The sequence below is a fragment of the Streptomyces sp. NPDC042259 genome (assembly GCF_055582085.1).
In genome coordinates this window covers 827871-845026 of sequence record NZ_JBVJDW010000001.1, presented here as the reverse complement: position 1 = coordinate 845026, position 17156 = coordinate 827871, and the positions used below count along the sequence as shown (strand labels likewise).

Sequence of the window (17156 nt, the reverse complement as noted above, 5' to 3'; positions counted from 1 at the left end):
GGCGTGACACCGGCGTGCGATCCCCCCGTGGACGCTTGCCGTCAGGCCGATCCTGCCCCTTCCGACGGGGTGGGGAACGGCAGGACCGCCACTGTTACGTTGTCGTGGCCCCCTCCGTCCAGGGCGTGGCCCAGCAGATGGCGTGCGCACTCCAGTGGTCGCGAGCGGGCGTCCGGCGGCACGACGGCGGCCATCTGCTCGGCGGATTCGGCGTAGTTCCACAGCCCGTCGGTGCACACCACGACGACACCGGGCCGGTCGGGGTGGAAGGACGCGGTGTGCGGCTCGATCTCGTAGGCGTCCGCGCCGAGCCAGCCGGTGATGGCGTGGGCGCGCTCGTCGGCGTAGGCCTCGGCCTCGGACATCAGGCCCGCCGCGACCATCTGGGCGGCCCACGAGTCGTCCTCGGTGAGCCGGGCGGGCTGGGTGGCGCGATCGTCCGGCACCCAGTACGCGCGGCTGTCGCCGATCCAGCCGACGGTCAGCAGGTCACCGGTGACGACGGCGCTGACGATCGTGCACGCCGGGGCGTTCTCCTGGCGGTACTGGTCGTGCTCGCGCGGCTGGTGGCCGGGCGCGGCGAGGTCGTTCACGGCCTCGGCGGCCCGCAGGATCGCCTGGTGGGTGGCCTCCTTCGGGGGCGTGCCCAGCGGCAGGCTCGTCATCAGCGTCTCGCGCGCGGCCAGCACGGCCGCGGCCGAGGCCTCGTCGGGGCGGGTCGCGGAGGACACCCCGTCGCTGACGACGGCGATGACGGCCGTACCGCCGTCGCCCTGGGCCGTGGTGGACACGGCGTACGCGTCCTCGTTGCGGTGGTGGCGCAGGCCTCGGTCGCTGACCGCCGCCACGCCTGCCGACTCGTGCTCCATGTGATCCCGTTCGCGCGGCTGTGCATGCCCGCAGTGTTCGCAGTACCCGTCTTTGTCGATCATCCCCGCCCGGCAGGCCCCGCAGGTCCGGCGGGTGCCGGGACACGCCGGACCCGATCCCGGGGCCGGCGCCGGGCCGCCGTGCGCCTGGGCCGGCACCCCGGCCGGCGCGCCGGTGACGCGTGGGTCGGGGACGGCGTCGTGGCCGGGCGCCCGCCCGGCCCCGGCCGGCCCCGGGCGGGGCTCCGCGGCCTGCCGGGCCGCGGGGTCCGTACGGCCGTCCGTGCCCGGTGCGGCGAGACGGTAGTCCTCCGTGCCCGGCTCCGGTCGCAGCCGTGCCGCGACGGGCCCCGCGCCGTGACGCGCGGGGGGCAGCGCCGAGAGGTCCGCACCGCAGCGGCCGCAGAAGTTGTCGGCCGGCTCCAGGGGCTCGTCGCAGGCGGGGCACACCGTCAGCTGTGGGGGTTGCGGCAGTTGCGACATCGATCACACCCATGTCCTGGGGCGGAAACGGTTGGCCCGCTCCACCAGTTCGATCCTTTCGTCACCGCGCTGGGCGAGCCGGGCGAGCACGCGGTACGAGCGTTCCAGCCCGAAGCGCAGCCCCCGCTCGTCCAGTCCGCTGCCGAGCAGCGTGCGCGGGCCCGGTGGCGCGCCGGGTCCGCCCGGCGCGCCGGGGCTGCCGGACAGCACCCAGTCCAGCGCGCTGCCCAGCACCTCCGTGGACAGCTGTTCGCGGCGCACGGCGTCCAAACCGAAGTCCGCGAGCCGCTCCACCTGCCCGGCGGCGGCCGTGAGGTCCTCCAGCAGCGCGTCTTGCACCCGGCGGTCGCGCAGCCGGGCCCGGACCGCCGCGACGCGCGCCGCCGTGTAGTGGATGGAGGACTCCGGCACGGACTCCAGGGCCCGTACCGCGCCCGCACGGTCCCCGGCGGCGAACCGCACGCGGGCCAGCGCGAAGGCGGCGCTGACGAAGCTCGGGTCGGTCGTCCACACCAGGCGGTAGTACTCGGCGGCGTTGTCGAGCTGGCCGAGCACCTCCGCGCAGAGCCCGAGGGCCAGCTTCGGGGCGGGTTCGCCCGGGAACGCGTCGTAGACGGCGTCGAAGGACAGCGCGGCGATCTCGTGGCGCCCCGAGGCGAGCGCGTGCAGCCCGCGGTACCAGACGACCCGCCAGTCGTCGGGGTGCGCGGCGTCGAGTTCGGCGACGGCCTGGGCCGCCTGCTCGTTCTCGCCGAGTTCCAGCTGCGCGCGGAGCCGGCGCAGCCGCACCTCCGGGGAGGTGACGGGCGCGGCCTGGAGCGCCGCGTGGACCTCGGCCGGCCGGGAGGCGAGCAGTCCGGCGAGGAAGCCCGCGTTGGGGTCGGCCGGGTCGACGAGGGGGACGGGCAGGGCCAGGGCGGCGGCCCGGGCGTCGAGCGCGACGACCGTGGGGACGGCGGCGGCCGGGGCGGCCGGGCGCGCGGCGGGGACGGCACCGAAGGGCCGGGTCGCGGACGTGCGGCGCCCGCGGCGCTTCCGGCCGCCCAGTGTGGAGGTGACGTCCGTCCGCTCCGCGAACAGCCGGGTGTCCACCACCCGCAGCTCCGGGCCGAACAGCGTGGACAGCGCGGGACGCGGCCGACCCGTCTGGAGCGCCACGACCTCCCGCAGCACGCCCGTGAGCTGCTCCGCCATCTCCGCCGCGGACGCGAACCGCCGCCCGGGATCGGGGTCGGTGGCCCGCACGAGCAGCCGGTAGAAGGACTCGTAGCGGGCGAAGACCTCGATGTGCTCGGGGTCGGGGAGCCGGTCCGCGAAGACGTTGGTGTAGCCCTGGAAGTCGAAGGTGAGCACGGCGAGGGTGCGGGCCACGGTGTACAGGTCGGAGGCCACCGACGGGCCCAGCTCGGCGATCTCCGGGGCCTGGTAGCCGACCGTGCCGTAGATCGCGCTGCTGTCGTCGTCCATCCGCCGGACCGCACCCATGTCGATGAGTTTGAGCTGGTCCTGCTGCTGAATGGCGTTGTCGACCTTGAAGTCGCAGTAGAGCAGATTGCGGCTGTGCAGATGGCCGAGCGCCTCCAGTGCCTCGATGCCGTACGCGCAGGCCTGCTCGACGGGCAGCGGGTCGCGGCGCCCGTCGGGCTGCCGTCGTTCGTTGGCGATCTCTTTCAGCGACTTGCCGCCGACGTACTCCATCACGATGTAGCCGTCGAGGCTGCCGGTCCGCTGGTCGAGGTGCTCGACGAAGTTGTAGATGCGGACGATGTTGGAGTGCTCGATCTCCGCGAGGAAGCGCCGCTCGGAGAGGGCGACGGCGAGCGCGTCCTCGTCACCGGTGTCGAGCAGGCCCTTGAGGACCACCCAGCGGTCGGAGACCGCCCGGTCGACGGCGAGGTAGATCCAGCCGAGGCCGCCGTGCGCCAGACAGCCCGTCACCTCGTACTGCCCGTGGACCACATCGCCCGGGCGCAGCTTCGGGACGAAGGAGTAGGGGTGCCCGCACTTGGTGCAGAAGCCCTCGGTGCGCCCGGGGCGGTCACCGCGCGAACGGCCGACCTGCGCGCCGCAGTCGCTCTTGCTGCAGAACCGCTTGCGCTCGGGCACCTCCGGGTTCGCCAGCACCGCCGCCCGGGGGTCCGGGCGGGGCACGCCGGGCAGGGAGACCAGGCCCGCGCCCAGTTTGTTGCGCCCGGAGGCGGCGCCGGAGGAGTGCGAGCTGCGCGCCGACACCGAGGGCGACGTGGTCCCTTCGAAACCCCCGGACAGCGACCGGGACAGCCGCCCCGAGACGGACCGGCGGGACCCCGACGACCGCGACGACGAGCGGGAGGACGAGCGCGACGACGACCGGGACGACGATCGCGCGGAGGCACCGGACGCTGATGCCGACGCCGATGCCCCGGACCGCTCCGACGGCTCGGGCGAGTGCGGGCCCGCCGCCGCGAACGCGCCGCCCGCGCCCGGGGAGCCGACGCGGCTGATGCCCGCCCGCCCGCCGCCGGTGACGCCCGTGGACGGCGAGGAGAGCGTCCCCACCGGGGTGACGACGGGTGCGAGCCCGCAGGTGTCGCAGTACCGCTCACCGCCGCCGACGTCCTCGTACGTCCCGGCGCAGCCGGGCCGCTGGCAGGCGCTGTTCATGATTCCCCCCTACGGTCGGTGGGCTCGTGCGCCGAGGCCCCGGCGGGCGGCGACAGCGTCTCGGCCACCGCCCGCTGATAGCGCAGCACGGCATCCTCGGCGGCCATCAGGTCGCAGGGCGCGCTCCACAGCCGGCGGCGCGCGTCGTCGTACCGCTCGGTGAGGAAAGGGTCCTCCGCCAGCCCGTGCCGGGTGACCTTCGCCTTGTACGCGTCGAGACGGCCGCGGAGTTCGGCCCGGACGGCCAGCGGCGCGGTCACCGCCGTCAACGACTCGCGGGCCCGCAGCAGCTCCTCCTCGGAGCGCTCCTCCAGGCTTTCCAGGAGCGGGGAGAGCCGGTGCCACTGGGCGCGCCGGCGCTGGTCGGCGGCGGCCGCCAGCTGTTCGTACAGCGCGGTCGGCGGACCGGAGACGGCGGGCACGTCGGACCCGGCGATCTTCGAGAGGACCTCCATGCGTGCCTGCCGGGCCTCGTTCAGGGTGCGGTCCGCGCGGGAGAGCACGTCGCGCACCCGCATCAGCCGCTGCTCGGCGTCCTGGCGGACGTCGAGGACGGCCTCGATCTCGCGCCGCACCTCCTCCAGGGCACGGGCCGCACGGTCGTAGCGGGCGGTGTCCGGGCGGCCGCCGCCGGGCGCCGAGCTGGGCGAGGCGCCGGACCAGAAGGCGAGCGGATCGGATATCACCTCGGCACGCAGCGAGGTCAGCTCGTGGGTGATCTGTTCCAGGTCGTCGCCGGAGGGGTGTTCGCCGGGGCGCACGCCCACCGAGTGGGCCAGGGAGCGGGTGCGCCGCAGCTCGGCGGCGAGCAGGTCGATCCGGGCGGGCAGCGCGGACCAGACGGCGTCGGCGGTGACGACGACGTCGAGCGCCTCCGCGTACCAGCCGTTCATCCGGTCGACCAGCTCGGTCAGGCTCAGCCGCTCGCTGAGCCGCGCGGCGGCGGGAGCGAGGGTGGGGGCGAGGGCCGGGGTGCCGCCGCCGGGCAGGGTGATGCCGCTGCCGCGCAGCAGGTCGGTGAGTTCGGCCAGTTCGCCCTGGGTGGGCCAGCGGCGGCGGGCGCGCAGTTCGCGGGCGGTGGTCAGGACGTCGGTGTAGACGTCGAAGTGCGTCCACAACTGGGTGATGAGCTGCTCGGCGACCGCCCACCGGCTCTTGGTGGCGCCGGTCAGCTCGGCGCCCTCCAGAAGACGGCGGCCGGCGTGGTCCTGGAGGGCGAGCAGCGAGGATTCGACGGCCTCGTGCTCGGCGCCCAGTCTCGCCAGCGCACGGTCCACCTCCTCGCGGCTCAAGGCCGGCCCGGTGGGCCCCGCGACCGCCATCGGTCCCCTCTCCTGTCCGCGGCCCGTGCCGCGTACGTCCGCTGCGGCTCCCGCCTTCGCGGGGACGCCTTCCCGAAGACGCCGGTCCGGATGCCCGGTCCGGCGGGTCCCTCCGGGCCCTGTGCTCGTCGTGTCCGTCAGTCCTTGTACTTGGGCACCGGCGGGCCGGTGATTCCCGGGAGTTCATGGGCGAGCCACTTCTCGTAGGCCCGCATCCACGCACTGGCGGTTCCGCCGCGGCGGTACTCCTCCAGAACCTCGTTGACCCGGCGTACCAGGTCGGCGTCCCGGAGATTCATCGCCACGCCGTACGGTTCGGTGGTGAACGGTTTACCGACGAGCCGCAGCGACGGGTCCTGGGCCGCCTGCCCGGCCGCCAGGGCGTTGTCGGTGATCACCGCGTCCACCCGGCCGAGTTGGAGCCGCACCAGGCAGTCGAGCTGATTGGGCACGGTCAGCACCGTCGCGCCGTGTGATTCTTCGGTCAGCTCGCTCTCCCCCGTGGATCCCTTGGCCGTACAGACCTTCTTCCCCTTCAAAGTGTCGTCGAATGCCTTGATCGGTGAGTCTTTGGGGGCCAGTACCTGTTGGCCCGCTTCGAAATAGGCGGTGGAGAAGGCGACTTGCTTGATCCGGTCACAGTTGATGGTCATCGTGCGGGCGATGATGTCCACCTTGCCCTTTTCCAGGGCGGGTATGCGCTGGTTCGTGGGGATCGCGAGAAAGGTGACCTTGTCGGCGTCGCCCAGGACGGCCTGGGCGATGGCCCGGACGAGGTCGATGTCGAAGCCGCTCAGCCGGCCGTTGGCCGGGTCGCGGTAGCCCCAGCGGAAGCTGTTCTGGTCGACGCCCGCGATCAGCCGCCCGCGCTCCTTGATCCGCCGCACGGCCGTGCCGTCCGTGCCGGCAGCGCCGCCCGTGCCGCCCGTGCCGCCCCCGGGCCGGAGGCTGGCCTCGGGATCCTGGCACTTCGCGGCGGCCGCCGGGACCCGTGGGCCCGCCGCCGCCCCGTCCGTGCGGCGTTCGCCGCCCCGGGCGCCGGCCCCGGCCGGGCCGGGCAGCAGCAGCGCCACCGCCGCGGCCAGCGCGCACACCGCCGCCGTAACGGCCCACGCGGCCCACGCGGCCGCCCCGCGCCGGGCCTCGTCCCGTGTCCTCAACGCCCCGCCTCCCCGCGTCATCGGTACTCCGACAGCCTGCGGCCGATGCCGAGCACCGCGCCCGCCGCCCCCAGCACGGCCAGCACGGCGGCGCCGGCCGTCAGCCCCGCGAGCGCTCCGCGCCCGTCGTCCGCCGCGCGGCGGAACTCGCCCTGCTCGTGGGCCAGTGCCCGGCGCAGCGCGTCGTCCACCCGGTCGAAGGACTCGCCCGTGCTGCCCCGCTCGCCGATCACCTTCGGCAGGGCCTGCTCGTAGTTCCCGCCGTCGTCGGCGGTGCGGGCCTCGCCGTGCCGCCGCTGCCACCGGCGGACGTCCTCGACCGCCCGGGCCACCGGGTCGCGGCCGGCGGTGTCGTCGGCGAGGGATCCGGCCCGCTCCAGCAGGGTGCCGCGCTCGGGTTCGCCCCGGTCGCCGCCGACGAGCCGGCGCATGCCCGCCCGGTAGCTCGCCTCGTAGGCGTCGTCGCCGCCGGGGGTGAGCACGGCGCCGCGCGCCACGAGGGTGAGGTTCTCGTCGCCCCGGGCCTGGAGGGAGGCGATGCGGGCCTCGTTGAGGACCTGGAGGGACCGGGCGCCGTGGTCGTAGGAGTCCCGCAGCTCCGCGCGGGCCACCCCGTGCCCGACGGCCAGCCACAGCAGCACCACCGTGGTGGCGGCACTGGCGCCGAGCAGGCCGTGGTTGAAGACGCGGTGGGTGCGCAGGTATTCGCGGCGCTGGGCCCAGCCGAGCGCCGCGAGGGTCAGGACGCCGGCGCCGAGGGCGGCCCAGGGCCAGCGCTCGGCGTCGGCGTAGTCCGAGCCGAGCCGGCCGGTCTCCGCCTCGTAGAGCCGGCGGGCGGCGGGCAGCAGCTCCTCGCGCATGCGGTCGCCCGCGTAGCGCAGATAGGCGCCGCCGAGGGGCAGCCCCTGGCGGTTGTTGGCGCGAGCCGACTCCACCAGACCGGTGTATTGCGGAAGTTGTTCGTTGAGTTTCGCTATCTGCTCGCGTGCGGAGGCCGAGCCCTCGGTATTGGCCGCGGCCTTCACCAGCAGCTCGGACGCGAGGGCGATGTCCCGCTCGTATCTTTGGCGCACCGCGCGCGGCTCCTGGCCGCCCGCCAGGAAACCGCTGGCGGCGGTGGTGTCGGCGTCGGCGAGCGAGCGGTAGATATCGGCGGCGTCGGCGCTCAGCGGCTGGCTGTTGGCGACCACGGCGTCCGAGGCCGCGACCCGGTCGTCGACCTGCCAGGCGGTGACCGCCCCGAAGGCGATCAGCAGTCCGGCCAGCACCGCCCCGATGCCGCGCAGCCGCCCAGGCTCGGTGATCGCCGCGGCCCGCAGCCGGTCGAGCCCCTCGCGCCATGCCGTACGCCCGGGCCCGGGACCCGGAACGCCGCCGCTCGGCTGCGGGTGTGACACGAGACCTCCCCCTCGGTCGCCGGGCACCCCCCGCCCGTCGGCGGGGTACGGGTGCCCGGCCAGCAGTATGGCCGCGAGAACTGACAAAAACACCGGTATTGCATCGATCTTGTCAGACCGTGATCTTGGTCGGTGGTGCCGAGCCGTTCCCCGCGGGCCGTCCTCCGCCCGTTCCCCTCCCTCTCTCCACGCGAGCGCCCCGCGTCCGGTTCCCGCGCCCCCGCCTCCCCTGCCGGCGGGGGCGCGGGAGAGCTACGCGTAGTGAGCGCGCAAGCGGACGTGGGCCGTGCCCGGTGCCCCGACGTGGTCGAGTGCCAGCAGCCCCGCCCCCAGCACCGGCGGTGCCGTGACGACCACCGGCCGGGCTGCGGGGGCCCGCTCCGCGAGCAGCGTCTCGATCTGCTCCAGCAGCAGCGGGTGCCGGGCCGCCAGCACCCCACCGCCCAGCACCACGGGAACCTCCGCCTCCAGCAGCCCCAGCCGGCCCAGCGCGACGGCGGCCATGGTGACGATCTCCCGCGCCTGCTGGATGACGATCGCCCGGGCCACCGGGTCTCCGTCGGCGGCCACGGCGAACAGCAGCGGCGTCAGTTCGTGCCGGCGCCCGTCCGACACCCCGCCCAGGTGCAGGGCCTCGATCAGGGCGGGCATGTCCGGCAGTCCGAAGTGCTCGGGCACGGCCTGGGCCAGGGCGCTCGGGTCGCCCCGGCCGTCGTGGGCCCGGGCCGCCCACCACAGCGCCTCCTCCGCCAGATGCCCGCCGCCGCCCCAGTCGCCGGAGAGCCGGCCGATCGCGGGGAAGCGCGCGATACGGCCGCCCGGGGCCAGCCCCGCGCAGTTGATGCCCGCGCCGCAGACGACGGCGACGCCCGTCGGCTCGCCCTCGTCGGGCAGGCCCGCCCGCAGCAGCGCGAAGGTGTCGTTGGCGACGGTGACCGAACGCCCCCACCCGTACGCGCGGATCTCCGCGGTGAGCCGCTGCTCCTCCACCGGCAGATCGGCGTTGGCCAGACAGGCCTGGACGTGCTCCACGTGCAGCGGCCCGGACCAGCCCGCCCGGGACGCGGCCTCGGCGACCAGCGGCACCAATATCGCCACCGCCTGCTCGGTGCCCACCACCGGCGGCCTGAAGCCACCGCCGCGCGCCTCGCCGAGGACCGTGCCGTCGGCGGCCACCACCGCCACGTCGGTCTTGCTGTTTCCCGCGTCGATGGCCAGCACGGCCCCCGGGACGGCCGCCGGGGAGGCCGGTTCCGCCTGGTCACTCATGCCCACGTGAGGTACTCCCGGTTGTGTGCGAGGAGGTCGTCGGTCAGCCGGTCCGCGGTACTGATCTGTCCCACCAGCGGGTGCGCGAGCAAGGCCTCGAACACCCGGTCGCGGCCGCCCTTCAGGGCCGCTTCCAGGGCCAGTCGCTCGTAGGCCGTGACGTGCCCGATCAGCCCGGCGTACAGCGGCTCCACCGGCCGCACCGGCAGCGGGTGCGCGCCGCGCGCGTCCACCGAGGCGGGGACCTCGATGACCGCGTCGTCGGGGAGGAAGGGCAGCGTGCCGCCGTTGAAGGCGTTGACCACCTGGACGTCGCCGGTGTCGCGCAGCAGGGACGACGTCAGGGCGACGGCGGCCTCCGAGTAGAAGGCACCGCCCCGCTTCGCCAGCAGCTCCGGCTTCGCGTCCAGCGCCGGATCGGCGTACAGGGCCAGCAGCCGCCGTTCCATCCCGGCCACCTCGGCGGCCCGGGAGGGGCCGCCGCGCAGCTCCCGCACGACGGCGTCGTGCTGGTAGAAGTAGCGCAGGTAGTACGAGGGCACGACGCCGAGCCGGTCCAGCAGTTTGCGCGGCATGCGCAGATCGGCGGCGATCGTCTCGCCGTGCTCGGCGATCAGCTTGGGCAGCACGTCCTCCCCGCCGACCCGCACCGACCGTTCCCAGGTGAGGTGGTTCAGCCCCACGTGCTCCAGGGTGACGTCCCGGGGGGCGACGCCGAGCAGAGCCGCGAACTTCCGCTGGAAGCCGATGGCCACGTTGCACAGCCCGACGGCCCGGTGGCCGGCGCTCAGCAGGGCCCGGGTCACGATCCCGACGGGGTTGGTGAAGTCCACGATCCAGGCGTCCGGGTTGCGCCGCCGGACCCGTTCGGCGATGTCGAGCACCACCGGCACCGTGCGCAGCGCCTTGGCGAGGCCGCCCGCGCCCGTCGTCTCCTGTCCGACGCAGCCGCAGTCCAGCGGCCAGGTCTCGTCCTGCTGCCGGGCCGCCTGTCCGCCGACCCGCAGTTGCAGCAGGACCGCGTCGGCGCCGTCGACGCCCGCGTCCAGATCCGCGGTCCAGGAGATCCGGCCGGGGTGGCCCTGCCTGGCGAAGATCCGCCGGGCGAGCCCGCCGACCAGCTCCAGCCGGTCCGCCGCAGGGTCGACCAGGACGAGTTCCGTCAGCGGCAGGACGTCCCGCAGCCGGGCGAAGCCGTCGACGAGTTCGGGGGTGTAGGTCGATCCTCCGCCGACCACGGCGAGTTTCATACGAGCCTCATGGACATCAGCCCTTTACTCCGGTGAGAGTGACGCCTTCGACGAAGGCCTTTTGTGCGAAGAAGAAAACGATGACCACCGGGGCCATGACCAGCAGCGTCGCCGCCATGGTCAGGTTCCAGTTGACGTTGTGCGCGCTCTTGAAGGTCTCCAGGCCCAGGGCCAGGGTCCAGGCGTTCGGGTTCTGCGCCGCGTAGATCTGCGGCCCGAAGTAGTCGTTCCAGCAGAAGAAGAACTGGAAGAGGGCGACCGCCGCGATGCCCGGCTTCGCCATCGGGACGACGATGCGCAGCAGCGTGCGCAGTTCCCCGCAGCCGTCGACCTTCGCGGACTCCAGGTACTCGGCGGGGATGGTCAGCAGGAACTGCCGCAACAGGAAGATCGAGTACGCGTCGCCGAACGCCATCGGAATGATCAGCGGCCACAGGGATCCCGCCAGATGCAGCTGCTGGGCCCACACCAGGTACATCGGGATGACGATGACCTGCGGCGGCAGCATCATCGTCGCGATGACGAGGGACATCGCCGTGCGGCGTCCGCGGAAGCGGAACCGGGCCAGCGCGTAGGCGGCGGGGATCGAGGAGCACACGGTGAAGAGCGTGCCCAGTCCCGCGTAGATCAGTGAGTTCTTCCACCAGTCGAGGAATCCGGGGGCGTGGAAGACCTCCGCGTAGTTGGACCACCGCCACTCGTGCGGCCACAGTTCACCGCTCATGGCCTGTTCGTCGCTCATGACGGAGGTCAGCAGGACGAAGACGAAGGGCAGGAGGAAGAAGAGCGCGGCGGCGACGGCCGTGGTGTGCACGGCGATCCAGTGCAGGGCACGGGTGCGGCCGCGGGCGGGTGCGTGGGTGCGGGTGCGGGTGTGGGTCATGTCGGCTCAGTCCTCCGCCGTTCGCAGGCCGGCGTTCTTGCGCATCAGGAGCGAGGTCACGGTCATCGCGATGGCGAAGAGCACGAGGGAGAGCACGCACGCGGCGCCGGTGTTGAAGTTCTGGAAACCGAGCGAGTAGACGAGCTGCGGCACGGTGAGGGTGCTGTGGTCGGGGTAGCCGGGCTGGATGGACGAGCCCGGTCCGACGGCGACGCCGGAGGCGAGCTTCCCGGCGACCAGCGCCTGGGTGTAGTACTGCATGGTCTGTACGACGCCCGTCACGACCGCGAACAGCACGATCGGGGTGATCGACGGCCAGGTGACGTAGCGGAACTTCACGAAGGCGCCCGCGCCGTCCAGTTCGGCGGCCTCGTACTGCTCCTTGGGCACGTCCAGCAGGGCCGCCATGAAGATCACCATCAGATCGCCGATGCCCCACAGGGAGAGCAGCACCAGCGACGGTTTCGCCCACGCCGGGTCGTTGAACCAGTTGGGCGCGGAGACACCGATCGTGGAGAGCACTTCGTTGACCGGTCCCGTGCCCGGGTTGAGGAGGAAGACGAAGGCGACGGTCGCGGCCACCGGCGGGGCCAGATAGGGCAGGTAGAAGGCCGTGCGGAAGAACCCGGCACCGGTCTTGATCCGGGTGACGAGCATGCCGATGCCGAGGCCGAAGACGACGCGCAGGGTGACCATCACGACCACGAGCCAGAGGGTGTTCCACAGGGCTGGCCCGAACAGGGGCATCTGGCCGAGGACGTATTTCCAGTTCCGCAGGCCCACGAAGGTCGGGGCCTGGATCTGGTTGTAGTGCATGAAGGAGAAATAGACGGTGGCGAGGAGGGGATAGCCGAAGAAGACGCCGAAACCGACCAGCCAGGGGGAGAGGAAGGCGAGGGTGCGCAGCCGGGCACGCCGGTGCTTGCGCCGCAGCTCGGGGGCGGGGTGCAGGGGGGCCATGGCTCGTCAATCCCGGGACTGGAGGGTGTCGTCGTCTATCTGCCGGTCGAGGGCGCGCAGGCCCTTGGTGAGATCACGCACCCTGCCCGCCTCGGAGTCGTAGGCGAAATCCGCGAACGTGAGGATGTACTGGTTGCCGTTGACGGACGCGGGCATGCCGGTGCTGTGGGCGTTCCCCGCGATGTCGAGGAAGGTGGTGAGGGCGGGATCGCGGTGCAGTTTCGGTGAGGCGAGCGCGGCCTTCGTCGAGGGCACATTGTGAATGGCGTTGGCGAAGGCGACGACCTGGTCGGTGTCGGCGGTCAGGAAGCGCACCAGTTCCCAGGCGGCGTTCTGGTGCTTGCTGGTGTGCGCTATTCCGGCGACGGTTCCCGTCAGATAGCCGCGCCCGTAGGTGTCGGGCCGGTCGTCCGGGACCGGCAGGGGCGCGGTGGCCCACCGGAAACCGGGCTTGGCGTCGTTCAGCATGGGCCCGCGCCATTCACCGTCCAGGTGCATGGCGAGTTTCCCGGTCAGAAAGGCGTTCTGCGTGGACATCTCCTCCCCGAAGGAGGTGCGGAACGTCTCCAGCGGCCCGTATCCGCCGAGCGCGGTGACCAGGTCCCGCTGGAAGGTGAGAAATTCCTTCGCCGCAGTTCCCTCGGCGAGCCGGGACCGGCCGTCGGCGTCGAAATAGGTGGGCCCCCACTGGGCGAAGAGGCGGTCCGGGCTGTTCTGGTACAGCTGGAAGTTGGGCATGAATCCCACCCGCCGGTACGAGCCGTCCTCGGCCCGTTCGGTGAGTTTGACGGCGGCCCGCTTGAATTCCGACATGGTGCGCGGCGGACCGCTGATGCCCGCCTGCTCGAACGCGTCCTTGTTGTAGTACATGCCGTAGGCGTCGGCGAGGAGGGGCAGCGCGCACTGCTTGCCCTCGTAGGAGGTGTAGTCCAGCAGCGTTTTCGGGAAGACCGCCTTCTTGTCCAGGCCGGTCTTCCGCATAAAGGGGTCGAGGTCGACCCACATGCCCGACGAGCAGTACTGGCCGACGTTGTTCGTGGTGAAGGACGACACGACGTCGGGTGTCTCGCCGCCGCCCGCCCGCAGGGCCTGGTTCACCGTCGCGTCGGTGACGTTCCCGGTGGACTCGACCCGGATGTTGGGGTGCAGCCGCTCGAACCGGGCGATCGCCGCGTCGATCGCCTTGACCTCCTTCTTCTCCGCCCACCCGTGCCAGAACCGCAGGGTCACCGGCGCCGTCGGGTCGTCCGTGTCGCTGCCGGTGCCCGGATTGGCGCAGCCCGTCAGGAGGAGGACCGCGGTGAGGAGGAGGGCGGCGGGACGGACCGGCGCGGGGCCGCCGGGTGGCCCGTCGTCCGTCCGGCCGCGTACCCGGTGGCGTATTCGGTTGCGTAGGCGCGACATGGCGGGCCTCTTTCACTGCGGGGGAGGAGAAGGGAACGGCGGTACCGGTCAGGCGGTGTCGAAGACGGTGTCGCGGGTGGCGGTGAGCGCGGCGCGGAGCGCGCCGTGGAGGATCGGGGAACGTGCCACGGTGCCCAGTCGCAACTGCGGCCGTGGCAGGGCGAGTCCGGACATCTCCGCTCCGACCAGCTCGCACAGCCGCTGCCCGCCGGCCCGGCAGACCTCGCCCGACAGCACCACCAGCTCGGGGTCGACGACTGCCACCACCGCCGCGAGCCCGAGGGCGATCCGTCTGGCCAGATCGGTGAGGACATTGTCGCCGGTGCCCGGTACGGCGGCCGCCCGGGCCAGTGCCTCGGGGGCGGTAGGGGCGTCGATGCCGTAGGTGCGGGCGAGTTCGAGCACAGCGGGCGAGCCGACGAGCATCTGGAAGCCGCCGCCCCCGTCCGGTCCGGCCGTGGCGTCCGGTCCGCCGCGGGCGAGCGGGGCACCGGGCAGCGGCATGTAGCCGATCTCGCCGGCGCCCCCGGTCGCTCCCCGCAGCGGCTTCCCGCCCAGCACGATCGCCGCTCCCACACCCTCGTCGGCCCACAGCAGCACGAAGTCGTCGAAGCCCCGGGCGGAGCCGCCGTGCCGTTCGGCGATGGCGGCGAGGTTGACGTCGTTCTCGATGACCACGGGGGTGCCGAGCGCCTCGGCGAGTTCGGCGCGGAGCGTGCGCGAGTGCCAGCCCGGCAGGTGCGGGGCGTAGCGCAGGGTCCCGGTGCGCGGGTCGAGTGCGCCGGGGGTGCCGATGACCGTGCGGTGCAGCGCGTCCCACCCGAGCCCGGCTTCCCGCAGCGCCCCGGCCACGGCCTCGGCGACCAGCCGGGGCGTCCGGGTCCGTACCTCCTCGGCGCGGGCGTCGGCCTCGATGTGGTGCTCGCCGGTGATGTGCCCGGTGATGTCCGCGACGGCCGCAGTGATGCCGTTCTCGTCGGCGGCGAGCGCGGCCACGTGCGCGACGGCCGGGTTCACCTCGTACAGCCGGGCGCTGGGGCCGGGGCGTCCGGTGACGCTGCCCGTGCTCACCACCAGCCCGTCGGCCTCCAGCCGGCCCAGCAGCTGGGAGGCGGTGGGTTTGGACAGCCCGGTCAGTTCGCCGAGCCGGGTGCGGGTGAGGGGGCCGTGGGTGATGAGCAGATCGAGCGCGGCGCGGTCGTTCATGGCCCGGAGTACGCGCGGTGTCCCGGGGGTAGTGGCCACGGCTTCGCACCCGCCCTTGTGTCGTGCAGTCTGTTAGGAAACCTTCCTATTATCGAGGGGGACGTTAAGGCGCGGTCGGCGCGGCGTCAATGGGGCCGTAGGGCGCCGCCCGAAATTCATGCGACGTCCCGTCGGCGCCGGTGTTAGCTTCACTCACCATGGAACCACTCGGCGAGAACGACATACGCGCCTCCTTCGTGAACTGCTCCAAGGGAGAGGCACGCAGGATCAGCCTGCCCCGGGGACTGGCCGAACTCCCCTGGGCCGACCTCGACTTCCTGGGCTGGCGTGACCCGGGTGCCCCCGACCGCGGCTATATCGTCGCCGAGCGGGCCGGGGAGCTGGTGGGCATCACGCTGCGCGTCCCGCAGGGCGGCCCGCGGAGCATGATGAAGACGACGATGTGTTCGCTCTGTCTGACCGGGCACGTCGCCTCGGGGGTCTCGCTGCTCGCCGCCCGCAAGGTCGGTGCCGCCGGCCGCGACGGCAATACGGTCGGCGCCTACATGTGCGCGGACCTGGCCTGCCCGCTGTACGTGCGGGGAAAGAAGAAGCCGCTGCTCGCGATGCGCTACAAGGAGACGCTCGACGTGGAAGACCGCGTCACGCGCACGCTGGTGAACCTGGACGAGTTCCTGGACAAGGTCTTCCGGGTCGAGGACGCGGTGGCGCGGGGCTGAGCCGCGCGCGGCGCCCGCACACAGCGGAAGCCGGGACCGTCCATGGACGGCCCCGGCTTCCGCTGTGTCGCGAGGATGCGGCTCAGGCCTGCTCGGCCCGGGCCCGGCGGCGGGCGAGCAGGGCCTCGCGGCGCTCGTCGAACTTCGTCGCCTGGTCGTCGAGGCCGCCCATGTACAGCCCCAGCTCCTCCTGGGCACGCAGACCGTCCGGACCCAGCCCGGTGATCTCCAGGACCTTCAGGAAGCGCAGCACCGGCTGCAGCACGTCGTCGTGGTGGATGCGCAGGTTGTAGATCCCGCCGATGGCCATCTGCGCGGCGGCCCGCTCGAAGCCGGGGATGCCGTGGCCCGGCATCCGGAAGTCGACCACGACGTCCCGCACGGCGCTCATCGTCTGGTCGGGCGCCAGCTCGAAGGCCTTGCCCAGCAGATTGCGGTAGAAGACCATGTGCAGGTTCTCGTCCGTGGCGATCCGGGAGAGCATGCGGTCGCAGACCGGGTCACCGGAGTGGTGGCCGGTGTTGCGGTGCGAGATGCGGGTGGCCAGCTCCTGGAACGCGACGTAGGCGACGGAGTGCAGCATGCTGTGCCGGTTGTCGGACTCGAAGCCCTCCGACATGTGCTGCATCCGGAACCGCTCCAGCGCGACCGGGTCCACGGCGCGCGAGGTGAGCAGGTAGTCCCGCATCACGATGCCGTGCCGGCCCTCCTCGGCGGTCCAGCGGTGCACCCAGGTGCCCCAGGCGCCGTCGCGGCCGAAGAGCGACGCGATCTCGTGGTGGTAGCTGGGGAGGTTGTCCTCGGTCAGCAGATTGACGATGAGGGCGGTACGCCCGATGTCCGTCACCTTCGACTGCTCGGGCGCCCAGGCCTCGCCGCCCATGACCCCGTCGAAGTTCCGCCCGTCGCTCCACGGCACGTACTCGTGCGGCATCCATTCCTTGGCGACCTTGAGGTGCCGGTTCAGCTCGGCTTCGACGACCTCTTCGAGTGCGTACAGCAGGCGGCTGTCGCTCCATACGGCCCGGGAGTGGTGGCGGAGGGGGGCGATGGTCACAGACGACTCCAGATGGGGGGACGATCTTACTTACGGATCCGTAGGTTACGACACCGTAGGTTAAGGGGGCGGTAAACGGCAAGGGCCGCCCGTCCGGTGGGACGGTAGGTGCGGAAGTGGTCACTGTGGGTGTGCCGGTCCGGGCACGCAAAAGCCCGGTGCCCCCGGTCCGTGAGGACCGGGGGCACCGGGCGTAAAGGTGTGGAAGTGGGGTGGGGACAGCCGTCAGCGCGACGTACGCGGGTGGTGGGTGTCGTGCGTACGGGGGTTGTCCGAGTGCCTGGCCGCGACCATCGTGAGACCCGTGATGACCAGGAAGGCGACGATCGGCGCGGCGACGTAGAGGCCGAGCGTGTTGATCACGCTCATGCCCGGACCGGGGTCGTCGCCGTCGTCGCGGGTGAGCGCGAACGCGGGGGACGACATCAGCAGCATCAGCACAGTGCCGGCGGAGATGGCGCCGGCGCGCATGGCGTTCTTGTTGACCTTGTTGCTCACGGGCTCAACGTATCGGACCCGCGTGAGCCCCGCGCG

At 72.8% G+C, this 17156-nt stretch carries 14 protein-coding genes; 1 reads left to right on the top strand and 13 read right to left on the bottom strand.

The window, feature by feature from the left end:
* Positions 1–41 precede the first annotated feature (41 nt).
* From ACZ6MA_RS03810 to ACZ6MA_RS03760, 11 genes are all read right to left on the bottom strand, one after another.
* Positions 42–1352 carry a PP2C family protein-serine/threonine phosphatase gene (locus ACZ6MA_RS03810; protein WP_469430776.1) on the bottom strand — a complete coding sequence of 437 codons (1311 nt, stop codon included), beginning with the start codon at positions 1350–1352 and terminating at the stop codon, positions 42–44.
* Between the two features lie 3 nt (positions 1353–1355).
* On the bottom strand, positions 1356–3995 hold the full coding sequence (locus ACZ6MA_RS03805) for a serine/threonine-protein kinase (protein ID WP_469430774.1): 2640 nt from the start codon (positions 3993–3995) through the stop codon (positions 1356–1358).
* Entirely contained in the window at positions 3992–5317 is a 1326-nt protein-coding gene (locus ACZ6MA_RS03800) for a hypothetical protein (protein WP_469430772.1), read from the bottom strand. The genes ACZ6MA_RS03805 and ACZ6MA_RS03800 overlap by 4 nt, the downstream gene beginning before the upstream one ends.
* 137 nt (positions 5318–5454) lie before the next feature.
* Positions 5455–6498: a glutamate ABC transporter substrate-binding protein gene (locus ACZ6MA_RS03795; RefSeq protein WP_469430770.1), complete on the bottom strand. Its 1044-nt coding sequence runs from the start codon at positions 6496–6498 to the stop codon at positions 5455–5457.
* Complete coding sequence (locus tag ACZ6MA_RS03790; RefSeq protein WP_469430769.1) at positions 6495–7874, bottom strand: hypothetical protein; 1380 nt, start codon at positions 7872–7874, stop codon at positions 6495–6497. Before ACZ6MA_RS03790 ends, ACZ6MA_RS03795 begins: the two co-directional genes overlap by 4 nt.
* 252 nt (positions 7875–8126) lie before the next feature.
* Positions 8127–9143, bottom strand: a complete 1017-nt coding sequence (locus tag ACZ6MA_RS03785) for an N-acetylglucosamine kinase (RefSeq protein WP_469430767.1) — start codon at positions 9141–9143, stop codon at positions 8127–8129.
* The gene (locus ACZ6MA_RS03780; RefSeq protein ID WP_469430765.1) at positions 9140–10393 is read right to left on the bottom strand and encodes a 6-phospho-beta-glucosidase; all 1254 of its coding nucleotides are present in this window, start codon (positions 10391–10393) and stop codon (positions 9140–9142) included. The genes ACZ6MA_RS03785 and ACZ6MA_RS03780 overlap by 4 nt, the downstream gene beginning before the upstream one ends.
* Before the next feature lie 16 nt (positions 10394–10409).
* Positions 10410–11276, bottom strand: a complete 867-nt coding sequence (locus tag ACZ6MA_RS03775) for a carbohydrate ABC transporter permease (protein ID WP_469430764.1) — start codon at positions 11274–11276, stop codon at positions 10410–10412.
* Positions 11277–11282: 6 nt separating this feature from the next.
* On the bottom strand, positions 11283–12236 hold the full coding sequence (locus ACZ6MA_RS03770) for a carbohydrate ABC transporter permease (RefSeq protein WP_469430762.1): 954 nt from the start codon (positions 12234–12236) through the stop codon (positions 11283–11285).
* A gap of 6 nt (positions 12237–12242) precedes the next feature.
* Positions 12243–13640, bottom strand: coding sequence for an ABC transporter substrate-binding protein (locus ACZ6MA_RS03765; protein WP_469430761.1), 1398 nt, complete (start codon positions 13638–13640; stop codon positions 12243–12245).
* A 48-nt stretch (positions 13641–13688) separates the two neighbouring features.
* Entirely contained in the window at positions 13689–14846 is a 1158-nt protein-coding gene (locus tag ACZ6MA_RS03760; protein ID WP_469430760.1) for an ROK family transcriptional regulator, read from the bottom strand.
* A 197-nt stretch (positions 14847–15043) separates the two neighbouring features.
* Between ACZ6MA_RS03760 and ACZ6MA_RS03755 the strand changes: the two genes are divergently transcribed.
* Positions 15044–15565, top strand: a complete 522-nt coding sequence (locus ACZ6MA_RS03755; protein ID WP_469430758.1) for an FBP domain-containing protein — start codon at positions 15044–15046, stop codon at positions 15563–15565.
* Between the two features lie 82 nt (positions 15566–15647).
* Here ACZ6MA_RS03755 and ACZ6MA_RS03750 read toward each other — a convergent pair whose 3' ends face one another.
* Together ACZ6MA_RS03750 and ACZ6MA_RS03745 are read right to left on the bottom strand one after the other, a co-directional pair.
* Positions 15648–16622 (bottom strand): acyl-ACP desaturase, encoded by a 975-nt coding sequence (locus ACZ6MA_RS03750; protein WP_469430756.1) that lies wholly within the window; start codon positions 16620–16622, stop codon positions 15648–15650.
* A 225-nt stretch (positions 16623–16847) separates the two neighbouring features.
* A complete protein-coding gene (locus ACZ6MA_RS03745; protein WP_469430754.1) occupies positions 16848–17120 on the bottom strand; it encodes a hypothetical protein in 273 nt (90 codons plus the stop codon).
* Between the last annotated feature and the right edge of the window lie 36 nt (positions 17121–17156).